This window comes from Cupriavidus sp. CPT47-8839-RL05A, assembly GCF_058792255.1.
Genome location: NZ_JBYTEG010000002.1, coordinates 229,429 through 246,180, shown reverse-complemented (window position 1 = coordinate 246,180; position 16,752 = coordinate 229,429). Strand labels below are relative to the sequence as shown.

At 68.2% G+C, this 16,752-nt stretch carries 10 protein-coding genes; 5 read left to right on the top strand and 5 right to left on the bottom strand.

The window, feature by feature from the left end:
* The first annotated feature begins 7 nt into the window (after window positions 1-7).
* Window positions 8-3,439: an ATP-binding protein gene (locus AC3WVS_RS03195; RefSeq protein WP_492317348.1), complete on the top strand. Its 3,432-nt coding sequence runs from the start codon at window positions 8-10 to the stop codon at window positions 3,437-3,439.
* A 142-nt stretch (window positions 3,440-3,581) separates the two neighbouring features.
* Window positions 3,582-4,973, top strand: a complete 1,392-nt coding sequence (locus AC3WVS_RS03190) for an MFS transporter (RefSeq protein ID WP_492317347.1) — start codon at window positions 3,582-3,584, stop codon at window positions 4,971-4,973.
* A 62-nt stretch (window positions 4,974-5,035) separates the two neighbouring features.
* Here the strand turns inward: AC3WVS_RS03190 and AC3WVS_RS03185 are convergent, their stop codons facing one another.
* The 3 genes from AC3WVS_RS03185 to AC3WVS_RS03175 all read right to left on the bottom strand — a co-directional run bounded on the left by AC3WVS_RS03185 (window position 5,036) and on the right by AC3WVS_RS03175 (window position 7,878).
* Complete coding sequence (locus AC3WVS_RS03185; protein ID WP_492317346.1) at window positions 5,036-6,010, bottom strand: Bug family tripartite tricarboxylate transporter substrate binding protein; 975 nt, start codon at window positions 6,008-6,010, stop codon at window positions 5,036-5,038.
* 96 nt (window positions 6,011-6,106) lie between these two features.
* Window positions 6,107-6,919 carry an SDR family oxidoreductase gene (locus AC3WVS_RS03180; protein ID WP_492317345.1) on the bottom strand — a complete coding sequence of 271 codons (813 nt, stop codon included), beginning with the start codon at window positions 6,917-6,919 and terminating at the stop codon, window positions 6,107-6,109.
* Between the two features lie 32 nt (window positions 6,920-6,951).
* Window positions 6,952-7,878, bottom strand: coding sequence for an IclR family transcriptional regulator (locus AC3WVS_RS03175; RefSeq protein WP_492317344.1), 927 nt, complete (start codon window positions 7,876-7,878; stop codon window positions 6,952-6,954).
* Between the two features lie 203 nt (window positions 7,879-8,081).
* Here AC3WVS_RS03175 and AC3WVS_RS03170 point away from each other — a divergent pair, with 203 nt between their 5' ends.
* Window positions 8,082-10,181, top strand: a complete 2,100-nt coding sequence (locus AC3WVS_RS03170) for a TonB-dependent siderophore receptor (RefSeq protein ID WP_492317343.1) — start codon at window positions 8,082-8,084, stop codon at window positions 10,179-10,181.
* Here AC3WVS_RS03170 and pdxR read toward each other — a convergent pair.
* Complete coding sequence (gene pdxR, locus AC3WVS_RS03165; protein WP_492317342.1) at window positions 10,159-11,733, bottom strand: MocR-like pyridoxine biosynthesis transcription factor PdxR; 1,575 nt, start codon at window positions 11,731-11,733, stop codon at window positions 10,159-10,161. The genes AC3WVS_RS03170 and pdxR overlap by 23 nt on opposite strands.
* Window positions 11,734-11,816: 83 nt before the next feature.
* On the opposite strand from pdxR, the gene AC3WVS_RS03160 reads away from it, so the two are divergent.
* Both AC3WVS_RS03160 and AC3WVS_RS03155 read left to right on the top strand, forming a co-directional pair.
* Window positions 11,817-12,440 (top strand): FMN-binding negative transcriptional regulator, encoded by a 624-nt coding sequence (locus AC3WVS_RS03160; protein ID WP_492317341.1) that lies wholly within the window; start codon window positions 11,817-11,819, stop codon window positions 12,438-12,440.
* A gap of 52 nt (window positions 12,441-12,492) precedes the next feature.
* Window positions 12,493-13,110, top strand: coding sequence for a LysE family translocator (locus tag AC3WVS_RS03155; protein WP_492317340.1), 618 nt, complete (start codon window positions 12,493-12,495; stop codon window positions 13,108-13,110).
* 39 nt (window positions 13,111-13,149) lie between these two features.
* On the opposite strand, the gene AC3WVS_RS03150 is transcribed toward AC3WVS_RS03155, so the two are convergent.
* The gene (locus AC3WVS_RS03150) at window positions 13,150-16,716 is read right to left on the bottom strand and encodes an indolepyruvate ferredoxin oxidoreductase family protein (protein ID WP_492317339.1); all 3,567 of its coding nucleotides are present in this window, start codon (window positions 16,714-16,716) and stop codon (window positions 13,150-13,152) included.
* Window positions 16,717-16,752 lie beyond the last annotated feature (36 nt).

The following is a 16,752-nucleotide window of genomic DNA, read 5'->3' as shown; positions in this document are numbered from 1 at the left end:
CCCGCCGATGCAGCAAACCGTCGACCGTACCCGTGAAACCCTGGCCAGCGCCTTCGATGCGCTTGCCGACAATGCGCGCCGCCAGCAACACCTGTATTCAGCGACCATCGCGGTGCTGATCGCCATCGTGCTGTTCTCGGGCGTGCTGCTTGCCGGCCTGGCCACGGAACAGCACCTGGACTACCGGCGCAGCGACGTCTCGCGGTACGCCAGCTCGGTCTCGCAGTTGCTGCACAACGAGTCCTCGTTCCTGCGGCGCACCGTGCTGGGCATCCGCTACAACCTGGATGCGCCCGCACCGGAGCCGTCGCGCGATGCCGGCTTCGGGGCCTTCCGGCGCACCGGCACCGCCAGCCTCCACGTCGATGCCGTGCGCAAGGACTATCACCTGCTTGCCACCGAGGCAACGCGGCAGGGCTGGGGCGCCGGGCTGCCGGCGCAGTACGTGCGGCTGCGGCAGATTGCCCTGGCTGCGGTGGCCACCCAACAGGCGTTCGATCTCGACCACGGGGCCTACGCGGTCGCGCTGAACGAAGACAGCGCCGTGGTCATCAGCCAGCCCGAGGCCGGCGCGCCACCGCTCGCGCTCGACCCGGCGCTGATCCCGCTGCTGCGCACATGGCTGACCCAGGCGCTGCTGGAGCGCAGCGGCCGCAGCGTGCCGGCGCGCGACCAGCAGGTCTGGGTGGGTCCGCTGCGCCACCCGGTGGACGACACCCCGGTCATGGTGCTGGCCGGCGCCGCCTATGCCGGCGACACGCCCACCATGCTGGTGGCCGCCTGCGTGCCCCTGCACGCCTTCCTGGCCGACTTGCAGCGCGCGGAGGATCCGGCGCTGCTGGCACTGCTCAATCCAGCCGGTCAGGTCATCGATGTATCGCCGCGCGACTGGCCGGCAACCTCGGCCAGCGTCCACGATGTGGCAGCCGGCACGCGCCTGCTGTCGCACAGCATGCTGGATGTCACGCCATCGGGCATGCGGCTGGTGCAGCCGCTGCCGGCAGGCTTCGGGCAGCTGGTCTACCACCTGCCGTATCGCATGCTGGGCACGGCGCTGGCAGCGGAGCTGGCCGTGATCGCCGGCGCCATGCTGCTGCTGACCGGCGCCATCGGGCTGGCCGCGCGCCACTGGAGCCGGCACCTGCTGCGGCGTACGCACGCCGAAGCCTCGCGTGCGCTGGAAAGCGAGCTGATGAACCAGGTGCTGGTCAATGCCACGCCGATCGGCCTGTGCATCGTGCGCCAGCACGACTACGCCGTCCTGACGTCGAACCCGCTGGCCGGCGTACTGCTGCAATGGCAGCCCCATGGGCACCTGCCCGATGCGGTAGCGGAGGCATTCAAAAGACAGCCATGCGGTGGCGGCAGCGGGCAAGCGTCCATTTCCAGCTTTACCGTCGCGGCACCGCCGCGCGCGCCGGCGGATGAGCCACCCGGCCACGGCGACGCCACCCAGCACTTCCTGCAAATCACCTACGCGCCGGCGCGCTACCGCGATGAGGCAGTGCTGTTCTGCGCCGTGCAGGACTGCACTGCGCAGCAGGCACTGCAAGAGCAGCTGCGCTCCGCCCAGCAGACCACCGAGGCGATGATGCGCGCACGCTCGACCTTCTTCGCCGCGATGAGCCACGAGATCCGTACGCCGCTGAATGCATTGCTGGGCAACCTGGAACTGCTCGCGCGCGGCAGCGGCCTGGCTGCACATGCGGCCCGGCTCAGGGCGCTGGACAGCGCCGCCGAGGCGCTGCGCCGGATCGTCAACGATGTGCTGGATTTTTCCAAGATCGATGCCGGCAAGCTCAGGCTGGTCAACGCGCCCTTCCGCCCCGTCGAGGCGCTGGAAAGCGTGGCGCTGACCCATGCGCCGATGGTGGCCGGCCGTCCCATCCGCTTCCACCTGCAGCTGTCGCCATCGCTGGATGCTGAGGTCACAGGCGACCGCATGCGCCTGGCGCAGGTGTTCAACAACCTGCTGAGCAACGCCTTCAAGTTCACTGCCAGCGGCCGCATCACCTTAAGCGGCGAGCTGCGCCAGGACCACCACGGCACGCAGCGGCTGGTCTGCCGCGTCAGCGATTCCGGCATCGGCATGCCGCCGTCGCTGGCGGCGCGCGTGTTCCAGCCCTTCGTGCAGGGCGATGCCGCAACTGCCAGCCGCTACGGCGGCACTGGCCTGGGCTTGTCGATCTGCGCCCGCCTGTGCGAGCTGATGGGCGGCAGCATCAGCGTGGACAGTGTGCCGGACGTGGGCAGCGCGTTCACGGTCTCGGTGCCGCTGGCCCCGGCCGCTGGCACGCCGCTGCCGCCGGTCCCGCCCGCCGCGGCGCAGTGCGGCGACGTGGTGGTGCTGTGCCAGCACATGCGTACCGGCGAGGCCCTGGCCGCGTGGCTCGCCACGGCAGGCTGGCGTGCCGATGTGCTGGCATCGCAGGCGGCCGCGCTGGCGTCTTTCCAGGTCAAGGTGCCACGCGTTATCGTCGCCACGGAAGAGTACCCCCTGGCCGCACTGGCCGGCCTGCGCGATGCGGCGAAGGTCCCGGTCGTGTGGGTGACGCAGGAGGGCCCGCATCGGCCACGCCAGTGCGCCCCCGGCATGCACGAAGTCACGGCCTACAGCCACCGCGCGCTGCTCGACTGCGTGGCCCAGGCGGCCGAAGGCGCCACGCCGGCGCTTGCGACGGCAGACGCCAGCGCGCCGGCGGCGCAGGCACTCCCGGCATCGGCCGCGGCGCCGCTGACGATCCTTGTCGCCGAGGACAATGCGCTGAACCAGACCCTGATCGCCGAACAGCTGCAGGCACTTGGCTGCCACCCGATCGTTGCAGGCAACGGCAAGCAGGCACTGGCGGCGCTGGAGAGCACGCACATCGACGCCGTGCTGACCGATATCCAAATGCCAGTCATGGACGGCCATGCGCTGCTGCGCGCGGTGCGCGCGCAGCGTCCCGACATGCCGGTACTGGCCTTCAGCGCATTCACTGGCAGCGAGCCATGCGCAGACTGGCGCCTGCGCGGCTTTTCCGGCTTTGTCGCCAAGCCGGCGTCGTTGCAGGACCTGCAGGCGTGCCTGCATGGCCTGCCCGGTCGCAGGGATGCCGCGGCCCCGCCCCCTGGCACCAATGACGATCCGGCTGCGGCTTCGCAGGCCGAAGCTGCTGATCGCCGCCGCTACGAAGCCATGCTGCGCCGGCAGCTGCAGCAAGACCTGCCAGCATTGGCGCACATCATTGCGCAGCAGGACCTGCCGGCATTGCGGCACTGGGCCCATGCCGCGGCCGGCGCCTTCATGATCGTGCGCCGCCAGCCCATCTTCGAGGCATGCCTGGCACTGGAAGCACTGTGTGAGGCCGCGCAGGCGTGGACCCCGGCCGCGGCAGCCGCGGCCGAAGCCCTGCTTGAACGGCTGGGCGGCTATGCACAGGCCGCCGCAGCGGAATAGCGCACGCGGCGCGCTGCGCCTTACCACAATTAGCGAATTTGCGAGCATCGCCACGCGGGACGATAATGGCAACGCTGCGCCATGGCCGTCCTGGCCATGCCTGAGCAATGCTGGCGCGGCATTGTCTTCAATGTCTCTCCCCATGCAGCCAGAACAAGGCCTTCCCCAGCCACAGCGGACCTGGGCGATCCTCACTGTTTTCTTCGGCCTGATCATGGCCGTGCTCGATGGCTCGATCGCCAACATCGCCCTGCCCTCGATCTCGCGCGAGCTGCAGGCCGATCCGTCCAGCACGATCTGGGTGGTCAACGCTTACCAGCTGACGGTGACCGTGTGCCTGCTGCCGCTCTCGTCGCTGGGGGACATCCTTGGCTACAAGCGCGTGTACCGGGCGGGGCTGGCCACCTTCCTGCTGGGCTCGCTGCTGTGCGCGCTGGCGGTCAACCTGCCGATGCTGGTGGCCGCGCGCGTGCTGCAGGGCATCGGCGGCGCCGGCATCATGAGCGTCAATACGGCGCTGGTGCGCTTTATCTACCCGCCCACGCGCCTGGGCCGCGGCATCGGGCTGAACGCGCTGGTGGTCGGCGTGACCATCGCCGTGGGCCCGTCGCTGGGCGCGCTGATCCTGGCGGTCGCCAGCTGGAAATGGCTGTTCGCGGTCAACGTGCCGGTGGCCATCGTCGCGCTGGTGCTGAGCCGCACTTCGCTGCCGGCGACGCCGCCGCAGCCGCGCGAGTTCGACTACCGCAGCGCGCTGCTGTCGGCGCTGGTGTTCGGCATGTTCATCCTCGGCGTCGACGGCCTGGGCCACGCCCGCTGGCGCATCGCAGGCGCCGCCGGCATGGCCGCCGCTGTGGCGCTGGGTTGGCTGCTGGTGCGGCGCCAGCACGGGCGCCCCGCGCCGCTGGTGCCGGTGGACCTGTTTGCCAGCCGCTCCTTCACGCTGGCAGTGGGCACCTCGTTCTGCTCTTTCATGACGCAGATGCTGGCCTTTATCGCGCTGCCGTTCTATCTCGAATACCAGCTCGGCCGCTCCCTGCAGGAAACCGGCCTACTGATCACGCCCTGGCCGCTGATGGTGGCGGTGATGGCCACGGTATCGGGCCGGCTGTCGGACCGCTATCCGGCCAGCATCCTCGCCGGCATCGGGCTGGCCATGCTGGCGGGCGGGCTGGTCGGGCTGGCCACGCTGGGCCCGGACGCCGGCAGCCTGGACATCGTCTGGCGCATGGCAATGTGCGGCACGGGCTTCGGCTTCTTCCAGTCCCCCAACAACCGCGCCATGATCGGCGCCACGCCGCCCGAGCGCAGCGGCGGCGCCAGCGGTGCGCAGGCGGCCACGCGGCTGCTGGGGCAGACCAGCGGCACAGCGGTGGTGGCGCTGCTGTTCAGCCTGACGCCGACCGGCGCGGCGCGCATTGCGCTGTATCTGGCGGCAGTGGTGGCGGCGCTGGGGGCCTTGATCAGCCTGAGCAGGTTGCGCGATGCCAGCGGCGCGGAGCCTGCGCGGGGGGCGGTGGAGCCGGACGCCTGATCAGCGCTTGCGTGCTCCCTCTCCGGCAAGCGGAAGAGGGAGCAAACTCTGGGTTTAACGGCCTACTCTGCCTTCGCCCCCGATTCCTTCACCACCCGCGCCCATTTTGCAATCTCCTGGCGCTGGTACGCCGCCAGTTTCTCCGGCGTGCCCAGGATCGGATCCAGCCCCAGCGTCTTCAGCTTCGCCTGCACATCGGGCAGCGTGAAGATGCGGTTGAGTTCAGTGTTGAGCCTGGCCACTACATCCTTGGGCGTATTGGCCGGCGCGAACACGGCGAACCATGAATCGGCCTCAAATCCAGGCAAGCCCTGCTCGGCCAGCGTCGGGATATCCGGTGCCGAGGCCGAGCGCTTCGCGCTGGTAATGCCCAGCGCGCGCAGCTTGCCCTCGCGCACCACGGGCAGGGCCGACGGCAGGTTGTCGAACATCATGGTGATATGGCCGCCGAGCAGGTCGGGGATGGCCATGGCGCGGCCTTTGTAGGGCACGTGCGTGATCTTGACGCCGGCCATCGAATTGAACATTTCTCCGGCCACGTGCGGCGAGGTGCCGACGCCGGGGGTGCCGAAGGTCAGGCCGCCCGGCTTGGACTTTGCCAGCGCGATCAACTCGGCCACGCTCTTTGCCGGCACGCCGGGATTGACCACCAGCACGTTCGGCGTCGAGGCGATCAGGACCACGGGGGCGAAGTCCTTGACCATGTCGTATGGCATCTTGCTGTACAGCGCGCCGTTGATCGAGTGCGTGCCGACCGTGCCCAACGCCAGCGTATAGCCGTCGGCCGGCGCGTGCGCCACGGCTTCGGCGCCGATATTGCCGCCCGCGCCCGGCTTGTTGTCCACCACCACCGGCTGGCCCCATGAGGGCGAGATCTTTTCCGAGACGATGCGCGCCAGCGTGTCGGGCGCGCCGCCGCTGGGGAAGCCGACTACGATCCGGATCGGCTTGGCGGGGTAGCCTTGTGCCAGCGCGGGGGGCGCGCTCACCAGGGCGGACGCGGCGAGCACTGCCGCGGCAACGGTACCGAAACGCATGGATTTTCCTCCTGTTGCCGGCGGCTGCATGGCTGCCCGCATTGTGAAGACGGCGGCCAACGCCGCCGCCGAAACCTGCCAGGACTACTCGTGCCTTCAGACCGCGATGCCGCCGAACTCCTGCATCACCTTGTCATGCAGGCGGCGCATGCCGCGCAGCCAGCGGTCGTAGTCCTGGCCCTTGCGGCGATAGTACTCAAGCACCTCCGGGTGCGGCAAGATCAGGAAGCGCTCGTCGGCCACCCCTTCCAGCGTCACCGCTGCGACATGCTCGGTGGTGACCGAGCCTTCCTGCAGGAAGCCCTTGCGCTCGCCCTTCTCGCCGAACAGCATGTTGGTCTGCACGCCCTGCGGGCAGATGCAGCTGACCTTGATGCCGCGGTCGCCGTAGGTAATCGACAGCCACTCGGCAAAGCCGATGGCGGCGTGCTTGGTCACCGCATACGGCGCCGAGCCGATCTGCGACAGCAGGCCCGCTGCCGACACCGTGTTGATGAAGTAGCCGTCGCCGCGCTCCAGCATCTGCGGCAGCACCGCCCTGGCCGCGTGGATATGCGCCATCACGTTGATTTCCCAGATGCGCTGCCACTCGTCGGCGCTCGCATCCAGCCCCTTGCGCAGGATGATGCCGGCGTTGGAACAGAAGATGTCGACCTGGCCAAAGCGGCGCGTGGCCTCGTCGGCCAGGCCCTGCACGGCGGCGGCATCGGCCACGTCGACCGGTTGGGCGAACACCTGGCACGCAGGCGCCACGGCCTGGACCTCGGCGGCAACAGTGGCGGCCCCGGCCGCGTTCAGGTCGGCCACGGCCACGCCGCGCGCGCCGGCCTGCGCAAAGGCCAGCGCCAGCGCGCGCCCGATGCCGGTGGCCGCGCCAGTCACCACGACGGTCTTGTTGCGTACTTCCATGGGTTGTCTCCTCGTTGAATTCAGTGCCCGCGTCATGCGTTGGACGCGTGGGTATGGGTATCAGGGTCCGGCTGCGCGGAAGCAAAGCGGGCGGTCGCGCGCGCGCCGCCGGGTTGCCACAGCCGCGCCTGCAGGGTCTCGGCCAGTTCGCGGATGCGCGGGCCCAGGTTGCTTTCCAGGATCTCGGGCGACAGCCGTGTCGCGGCCCCGCCGATATTCAACGCCAGCACCTCGCTGCTGCCCGCCAGGCGCAGCGGCGCGGCGGCGCCGCTGACGGTGCGGTCCCATTCGGCATGCGCCACGCAGAAGCCGCGCCGTGCGTGGTCGCGCAGCGCACGGTCGATGCCGGTGCGCACGGCGGGCCAGCGCGAGCCATAGTGGCGCGCCAGTTCGGCCAGCGCGGCCTCGCGGTGATCGGCATCGAGCCCCGCCAGCCAGGCGCGGCCGATCGCCGAGGTGGCCATCGGCAGGCGCGCGCCCGGCGCCAGCCGGATCACCAGCGCCCCGCGCGGCTGGCAGCTTTCCAGGTAGACCATGGCGTGCCGGTCCGGCATGGCCAGTGCCACCGTGCAATCGGAGGCAAACGCCAGCGACTGCATCAGCGGCTGCGCGATCTCGCGGATGCCGGCGCCGCCTACATAGCGGTGGCCCAGCACCATCGCGCCCTGCCCCAGCCGGTACTTCTCAGTGGCTTCGATGTAGGTGAGATAGCCGAGCGTGGCCAGCGTGTAGGTGAGCCGCGACACGGTCGGGCGCGGGATGCCGGTGCGCCGCGACAACTCGGCGTTGCCCAGGTAATCGTCCTGCGGGCCGAAGGCGCGCAACAACTCCATGCCGCGGGCCAGCGCGGTGACGAAGTTGCGGTCGTCGGCGCAGGCATGGCCCGCCTGCGCGTCGGCCGGCACCAGGATATGTGCGGCATCGGGCGGCGGGGTCGGAATGGTGGTGGTGCGTTTCATGGGCAGGCGGCCGGGAAGAGAACATTGATAGCAGCAACGGGGCTGCGCAGGGACCGCTATGTAGGGAAAGCATGTGCGCTAGAAACGCCGTTGATGGATACGAATCAGTAAGTTAGTGCGACTTTTGCCGGACGAATTTCTTGTAAATACAAACCATTCTCATTTATGATGCGCCACTTTCGTTGCTTTCGCCCTGGGCCGCCATGTTTGTCCGCCGTCTTGCCATACCCGCCGCCGTCAGTTGCCTGTTCCTGCCTCCCGTTGTTTCCCACGCCGCCGAAGATCTCACCACGCTGCCATCCGTGACGGTCAGCGCCGCCGCCGACGGGCAAACTGACATCGGCTTCAGCACGCGGCGGCCGGCCGGAGTGACCAAGTCGGATCAGTCAGCGGCCGACGCCGCGCAGTCAATCACCGTCATCACACGCGAGCTGCTCGACAGCCAGCAGGCACAGAACCTCAGCGACGCACTGCAGAACTCAGCCGGCGTGGTCACCAACGTCTATGGCAGGCGCGGCTGGGACGACTTCATCATCCGCGGCCAGCGTGCATCGGAATCGATCTTTGCCGACGGATTGCTCGTCGACAGCAACAACCGCGTGGCGCAGGAGCTGTTCGGCGTGGAACGCGTGGAAGTGCTCAAGGGACCGGCCTCGATCCTGTTCGGCGCGGTGCAGCCGGGCGGCCTGGTCAACATGGTCAGCAAGCGCCCGCGTGCCGAACTGTTCGGTGAACTGGGCCTGACCGTCGGCAACTACGGCTTCCGGCAGGCGACGGTCGACGTCGGCACGCCGCTGGCCAAGGACAGCAAGGCCGCGTTCCGCCTGAACGCGCTGATGATGAACAGCGACGATCCGACCGACTACGTCTGGTATCGCAACCGCTGGATCGCGCCATCGCTGACGCTCGACCTTGGCACGCGCACGGACTTCACGATCCTGACCAGCCACAGCCAACGCAACTACGTGCGCCAGCAGGGCCTGCCAGTGAATGGCACCCTGGTGCCGAACCGCAATGGCGTGGTGCCGGGCAACCGCTTCATCGGCGAGCCGAATGCGCCGTCTTATGACGGCGAGCAAAACCGCATCGGCTACGCGCTGACGCACCGCTTCGACTCCGGCTGGACCTTGAACCAGAACCTGCGCTACCAGACGTCGTCGCTGACCGGCACGCTGGTGTCGGCCGGCACCATGGCCGTCAACAGCCAGGCGATGAACCGCAGTGGCACGCAGCAGAGCTTCTCGGGGGACTCGTTCGGTGTCGACACTAACGTGCAGCGGACTTTCGCGTTCACGGGGCATGCCCACAGCGTGACCTTCGGCATCGACTACCGCCATACGAAGGAAGACCGCCTGCAGAAGACATGCCGCGTGGCAGCGCTGAACGTCTATAACCCGGTCTATGGCGCCAGCATCAACTGCCCGTCCGCCTATAGCCTGGACGCGACCGACACGCTAAACGCGGTTGGTCTCTACCTGCGCGACCAGATCCGTATCGCCGAGCGCTGGACCGTGACCGGCGGCGTGCGCTACGAATCCGCGCAGACGAGCACGACGGACCGGCTGGCGCAGTCGCGTACCGGCAACGACGACAACGCCGTCACCGGCAGCGCGGGCGTGATGTACGACCTGACGCACTGGGCGCGTCCGTACCTGAGCTTCGCCACTTCGTTCCTGCCGAACGCCGGCACCGACGTCAACGGCGCCACGTTCAAGCCCGAGAAGGGCCGCCAGTACGAAGTGGGCATCAAGTTCGACATGCCGGACAAGACCGGCCTGCTGACCCTGGCCGCGTTCGACCTGACCCGCACCAATGTGCTCAGTACCGATCCGGTTAACACAGGCTTCAGCGTGGCCGTGGGCGAACAGCGTTCGCGCGGGCTGGAAATGGAGCTGACGCAGGATCTCGGCAATGGCCTCAGCGTTTCGGGCGCCTATGCCTACATCGCAAGCGAAGTCACCGAAGACACCACGGCTGCGAACGTCGGCAAGCCGCTCAACAGCGTGCCCCGGCACAGCTTCTCGGTCTGGAGCCAGTACCGCTTCCGCGGCGCGCTGGCCGGCTGGTACGTCGGTGCCGGCGTGCGCGGCGAGAGCGCCAAGCGCGGCTACAGCTTTAACTACACCGTGCCGGGCTACGCGGTGGCCGATCTTGCCGTCGGCTACGTGGCAACGCACTGGCGCGCGGCGTTCAACGTCAAGAACGTGTTCGACAAAATGTACTACGCGGGCGGCCTGAACAACAACGTGCTACCAGTGGGCAATCCGCGGGTGGCCATGCTCAACGTGACGATGAACTATTGATGCGGCCCCCGCCTGGAGCCTCCTGACCAGTAGGCAGGCGGCCATCAAGCTGATTTGGCTGGCCTTGCGCCCGCCCCATCGCCGCAATCACCACCCCTAAAATCTGCATCCCCCGCTGAATCTGCTCCACCGTCAAACTCGCATAACCGAGCACCAGCCCGGCCGCTCGACGCTGTCCGTGCGGCCGGGCCCCTGCAAACAACGGTGATACCGGGTAGACCCCCACATCCTGGCTGCGCGCAGCGGCCACCAGCGCTGTCTCGTCGCGGGGCCGCAGCGACGGCAACCACAGCACCACATGCAGCCCCGCCGCCGTACCGCAGACTTCCGCGTCCGCTGGCAGGAAACGTGCGACGCCATCCAGCAAGGCCGCTCGCCGGCGCTCGTTTTCCCGGCGCATGCGCCGCACATGGCGTTCGTAGGCACCGCTTTCGATCAGCGCTGCCAGCACGCGCTGCTCCAGCACGGGCGCATGGCGGTCGGCCAGCCGCTTGGCCTGCCGGAACACCGGCACCAGCTCAGGCGGCAGCACCAGGTAGCCGAGCCGCAGTTGCGGCGAGAGCGCCTTGGAGAAAGTGCCGACGTAGATCACGCGGCCGTCGGTGTCGATCGAGCGCAGCGTGTCGATCGGGCGCTGGCCGTAGCGGAACTCCCCGTCGTAGTCGTCCTCGATGATCCAGGCGTCGTGGCGCTGCGCCCATTGCAGCAGCTCCAGGCGCCGGCCGATCGGCAGCACGCCCCCTAGTGGGAACTGGTGCGACGGTGTCACGTACACCAGGCGCACACGATCGTCCTGGGGAAGGCTGGCGGTATCCAGGCCATGCCCGTCCACCGGCGTGGCCTGGCACCTGGCGCCGGTGGCTTCGAAGCAGCGCCTCGCCATCAGGTAGCCGGGATCTTCGAAGGCAAAGGCGTCGCCGGCATCCAGCAGCAGCCGTGCGCACAGGTCGATGGCCTGCTGCGAGCCATGCACCACCAGAACCTGCTCGGCCTCGCAGGCCAGTCCCCGGGCACGCCGCAAATAGCCCTGGAGGGCGCGTCGCAGCGACGCCTCACCTTCGGACGGGGCATAGGACAGGCTGTTTTGCTGGCGCAGCAGTTCGGCCTGGTAGGCACGCCGCCAGGCCAGGGTTGGGAAGTCCCGCGAAGCCACCGCCCCATACAGGAAGTCGAAACGAACCGGTTCAGCCTGCAGCGGTGCCGGCATGCCGAGTCCCGCCACGCGGCGCCCGAATCCGGACAGGGTTGGGGCGGACCTGGCGCGCCGGCCTGCGCTCATCGCGGCTGGTGCCGGTGCCGCCAGGGGGCTGGCGATTCGGGCCACCCGCCCCACCGCCGTGACGAGGAAGCCCTCGGCAGCAAGTTGTTCGTAGGCGGCGGTGACAGTGGTACGCGACACCCCCAACTCGGACGCCAGCGCCCGTGTGGACGGCGCCCGGGCGCCCGGCGGCAGGGTGCCGTCCGCGATCTGGGCACGCAGAAGATCGTAGATGCGGCGCCCCGCGCCCGTGGCTCCGGCACGGGTACCGGCTGGCTGGCGTGACTGGCCCATAAAGAATCATGAAAACCGGACCTTCCGATTGTGCCAGTTGTCGGCGAGAGTATCGAGCATTCCATCGCTTCCGATTCCCCACCATGTATATTCCTGCTCACTTTGCTGAAAACCGGCCAGAGGAACTGGGCCGCATCATCCGCGTGCACCCGCTGGGGATGCTGGTTACGCAAGGCAGCGCCGGACTGGATGCCGACCACATCCCGTTCGAGTTCGATCCCGGCGAGGGAACTCACGGCGTGCTCACAGCCCACGTGGCCCGCGCGAACCCGCTTTGGCAGCGTTGCCCCACCGGCTCGCCGGTCATGGTCGTGTTCCGGGGCGCCGAGGCCTATATCTCGCCCAACTGGTACCCGAGCAAGCATGAGGCGCACCGCCAGGTGCCGACCTGGAACTACGAGGTGGTACACGCGCACGGCACGATCACCGTGCATGACGACGAGCGTTTTGTTCGCCGCCTGGTTGCGCGCCTGACACGGCGACACGAGGCAGCCGAACCCAGGCCCTGGAAGATGGGGGACTCCGCGCCGGAGTACATCGACAGCATGCTGCGCAACATCGTGGGCATCGAGATCGCCGTCACTTCGCTGGTGGGCAAGGTCAAGCTCAGCCAGAACAGGGAGTTGCGGGACCGCCTCGGTGCCGCCGAGACCCTGGAGGCGCGGGGGTATGGCGAACTTGCGCAGTCCATGCGCAAGGCTGGCTGAATTGCCCCCGGCCCGCGCTCAGCTTTTCCTCACCATTGACGAACACCACACCATGTCATTCCTCCCCTTCCTGATCGCTGCCATCGTTCTCGCGATCACCCCCGGCCCCGGAATCGCCTATGTCGTTGCACGAACGGTGGCTGGCGGCCGATCCGAGGGCCTGGCTTCATGCTTCGGCGCCGCCCTCGGAGGCTTGCTTCATGTGCTCGCGGCAGCCTTGGGCCTGTCGCTGGTCATTGCCCAGTCGGCCGTGGCATTCAACCTGCTCAAGTATCTGGGTGCTGCTTATCTGGTGTACCTGGGGATTCGCATGCTGATGCGCAAGCAGGCGCCGGTCACGCTCGAAGCCATGCCATCCAGAGGTGCGCGCCGCGCTCTGGTCGAGGGCATCATGGTCGAGGTCCTGAACGTCAAGACGGCGCTGTTCTTTCTGGCGTTCCTGCCGCAGTTTGTCTCGGCGAGCGAAGCTCTGGTGCCGCAGTTGGTGCTGCTGGGCTGCATTTGCGTCGCGCTCAATACGCTGGTCGACGTTGTTATCGTGTTTGCCGCGCATCGTCTGCTCAAGTCCGGCGCCGCCCGCGAAGCTCGCGCCCGCTTGATGACCCGGATGTCGGGTGTCACGATGCTGGGCCTGGGCGCCTTCCTGGCGCTGGCCCGGCGCGAGGCATAGACAGGGGCGGTTCGGCGCAGGGCTCGAACCGCCCGCCTCTCAAGCAGCAGCCCGCCGGGCCGCGCCGCGATACTGCGCCAGCAACGCCTCCCGCCGTACTGCCGCCGCATCCATGCTGGCCTCCTTCACGTGGCCGTAGCCGCGGATATCCTCCGGCAACGCGGCAAGCGCCAGCGCGGTGTCGACGTTGTCCGCGCTCAGGGACGCTGCGAACTCGTCGACCATGGCCAGATAGTCGTTGACCAGCGCCCGCTCGGCGCGGCGCTCGGCAGTCTTGCCAAACACATCGAACGCCGTGCCACGCAACCCCTTCAGGCGCGCCAGCAAGCGGAATGCCGTCATCGTGCGCGGACCGAAGCGGCGCTTGACCGGGTGGCCCTTGTCGGTCTTGGCCAGCAGCGGCGGCGCCAGCCAGAAGTTGAGCTGGTAGTCGCGGCCGGGCTCCCCTTCGAACTGGGCGCGCAGCTTGTCCAGGAAGGCGGGATCGGCGTAGAGGCGCGCCACCTCGTATTCGTCCTTGTAGGCCATCAGCTTGGCCAGGTTGCGGGCCACGGCCTCGGTCAGCGGCAGCTTGCGGTCGAGGCCCAGTTGCTGCTCCGCTGCGCGGATGCGCTCGACGGCCTCGCGGTAGCGGCCGGCATATGCAGTGTTCTGGTAATCGGCCAGCATCGTCTCGCGCTTGCGGATCAGGGTGTCGAGCGTCTGCGGGATTGCCACGACCTGTGCGGCCGGGGCCGCCGGAGCACCCGGCAAGTGCGCCTTGAGCGCCGCCTCGCCATGATGCGCGAGATACCGTCCCCATTCGAATGCCAGCCGGTTTTTGTCGATCGACACCCCATTGAGTTCGATCGCGCGCAGCAGGCTTTCACGCTGCAGCGGGATCCAGCCCTTCTGCCAGGCAAAGCCGAGCAACAGCGGGTTGGAGTAGATGGCGTCGGCCAGCAGGGTCACCGCCCATGCGCTGGCGTCGAAGAACGCGCAGGCATCGCCCACGCTGGCGCGCAGGTCCTGCTCGGCGCTGGCACCGGGGAACTTCCACTTCGGGTTCTTGATGAATTCCGCGGTGGGCGTGTTGGCGCTGTTGACCACGGCGGCGGTCAGGCCATGCCGGACCTTCGACAGCACCTCGGGCGAGGCCGAAACGATGGCGTCGCCACCGATCACCAGGCGTGCCTCACCCGTCGCGATACGCGTCGCATGCAGGTCGTCCGGGCCCGGTGCGATCTGCACGTGGCTGATCACAGCCCCGCCCTTCTGTGCCAGGCCAGCCATGTCGAGCACGGTCACGCCCTTGCGTTCAAGGTGCGATGCCATGCCCAGCAGGCCGCCGATGGTGACCACGCCAGTGCCGCCCACGCCGGTGACCAGCACGCCGTACGGCCGCTCCAGGGCCGGCAGCCGCGGCAGCGGCAGCGCCTCGAAGTCGGCGCCTGTGCCTTTGCCGCCCGCTGCCGCTGGCTTGCGCACCTGCGCCCCCTCGGCAGTGACAAAGCTCGGGCAGAAGCCGTTGACGCAGGAGAAATCCTTGTTGCACGACGACTGGTTGATCTTGCGCTTGGTCCCGAGTTCGGTCTCCAGCGGCTCCACCGACAGGCAGTTGGACTTGGCCGAGCAATCGCCGCAGCCCTCGCAGACCGCGTCGTTGATAAAGGCGCGCTTGGCCGGGTCAGGATAGGTGCCGCGCTTGCGGCGGCGGCGCTTCTCGGTCGCGCAGGTCTGGTCGTAGATCAGGATGGTGACGCCCGCGGTATCGCGCAGCTCGACCTGGACGGCGTCGAGCTGGTCGCGATGGAACACAGTCACGCCGGACGGCAGCATGGCGCCGTCGCCATACTTCTGCGGCTCGTCGGTGACGACGACCAGCTTCTTCGCGCCCTCGGCCAGCACCTGGTGCGCAATCTGCGGCACCGTCAGCACGCCGTCGATGGGCTGCCCGCCGGTCATTGCCACGGCGTCATTGAACAGGATCTTGTAGGTGATATTGGCCTTGGCCGCGATCGATGCGCGGATGGCCAGCAGCCCCGAGTGGAAATACGTGCCGTCGCCCAGGTTGGCAAACACGTGCTTGTCGCCGGTGAAATGCATCTGGCCGGTCCAGGCCACGCCCTCGCCGCCCATCTGGCTGAAGGTGTCGGTATTGCGGTCCATCCACAGGGTCATGTAGTGGCACCCGATGCCGGCCAGCGCACGCGAGCCTTCCGGCACGCGCGTGGACGTATTGTGCGGGCACCCTGAGCAGAACCAGGGCTTGCGCTCCACCGCGATGCGCGGCTGCGCGGCCTCGCGCTCCTTGGCCTCGATCAGCGCCACGCGCGCGGCAATGCGTGCGCGCACCGCTTCCGGCAGGTCAAAGCGTTCCAGCCGGCGCGCGATGGCCTTGGCGATCAGCGCCGGCGACAATTCATAGTGCGCGGGCAGCAGCCAGTTGCCACGCGGCACCGACCACTCGCCGCCATCGTTGCCACGCTGGTCGAACTTGCCGAAGACCTTGGGCCGCACATCCTCGCGCCAGTTGTACAGCTCTTCCTTGAGCGCGTATTCGAGGATCTGGCGCTTTTCTTCCACCACCAGGATCTCTTCCAGGCCGGTGGCGAACTCACGGGCGCCGTGCGCCTCCAGCGGCCACACGCAACCCACCTTGTAGACGCGGATGCCGATGCGGGCGCAGGTGTCATCGTCCAGACCCAGGTCTGCGAGCGCCTGGCGCACGTCCAGGTACGCCTTGCCGGCGGTCATGATGCCGAAGCGTGCGTTCGGCGAATCGAGCACGACGCGATTGAGCCGGTTGGCCCGCACATAGGCCAGCGCCGCATACCACTTGTGGTCAAGCAGCCGCGCTTCCTGCTCCAGCGGGGAATCGGGCCAGCGGATATTGAGGCCGCCCTGCGGCATGACAAAGTCCTGCGGCAGCGCGATCTGCACGCGCTCGGGATCGATCTCGACCGAGGCGGTCGACTCCACCACGTCGGTGACGCACTTCATTGCCACCCACAGGCCGGAATACCGGCTCATGGCCCAGCCATGCAGGCCGTAGTCGAGGTACTCCTGCACATTGGCGGGGTACAGCACCGGAATGCCGGCGGCCTGCAGCACGTGCTCCGACTGGTGCGCCACGGTGGAGGACTTGGCGGCATGGTCGTCGCCGGCCAGCAGCAGCACGCCGCCATGGCGCGACGAGCCGGCCGAATTGGCGTGCTTGAGCACGTCGATGGACCGGTCCACGCCCGGCCCCTTGCCATACCACATCGAGAACACGCCGTCGCGCGTGGCGCCGGGGAACAGGTTGACCTGCTGGCTGCCCCAGACGGCGGTCGCGGCAAGGTCTTCGTTGACGCCGGGCTGGAACACCACGTCGCTGGCAGCCAGGTGCTGCTTGGCCTTCCACAATGCCTGGTCGACGCCGCCCAGCGGCGAGCCGCGATAGCCCGAGATAAACCCGGCGGTGTTGAGGCCGGCGGCGCGGTCGCGCGCCTTCTGCAGCATTGGCAGGCGGACCAGGGCCTGCACGCCGCTCATGTAGACGCGGCCCTGCTCCAGGGTGTACTTGTCGTCCAGGCTGGCGCTGGCCAGGGCTTCGAGCAAGGCGGGGTTCAGCGGGGCATTCACGATCTCAGTCTCCGTGCTTGTTCTCTTGTATCCGGA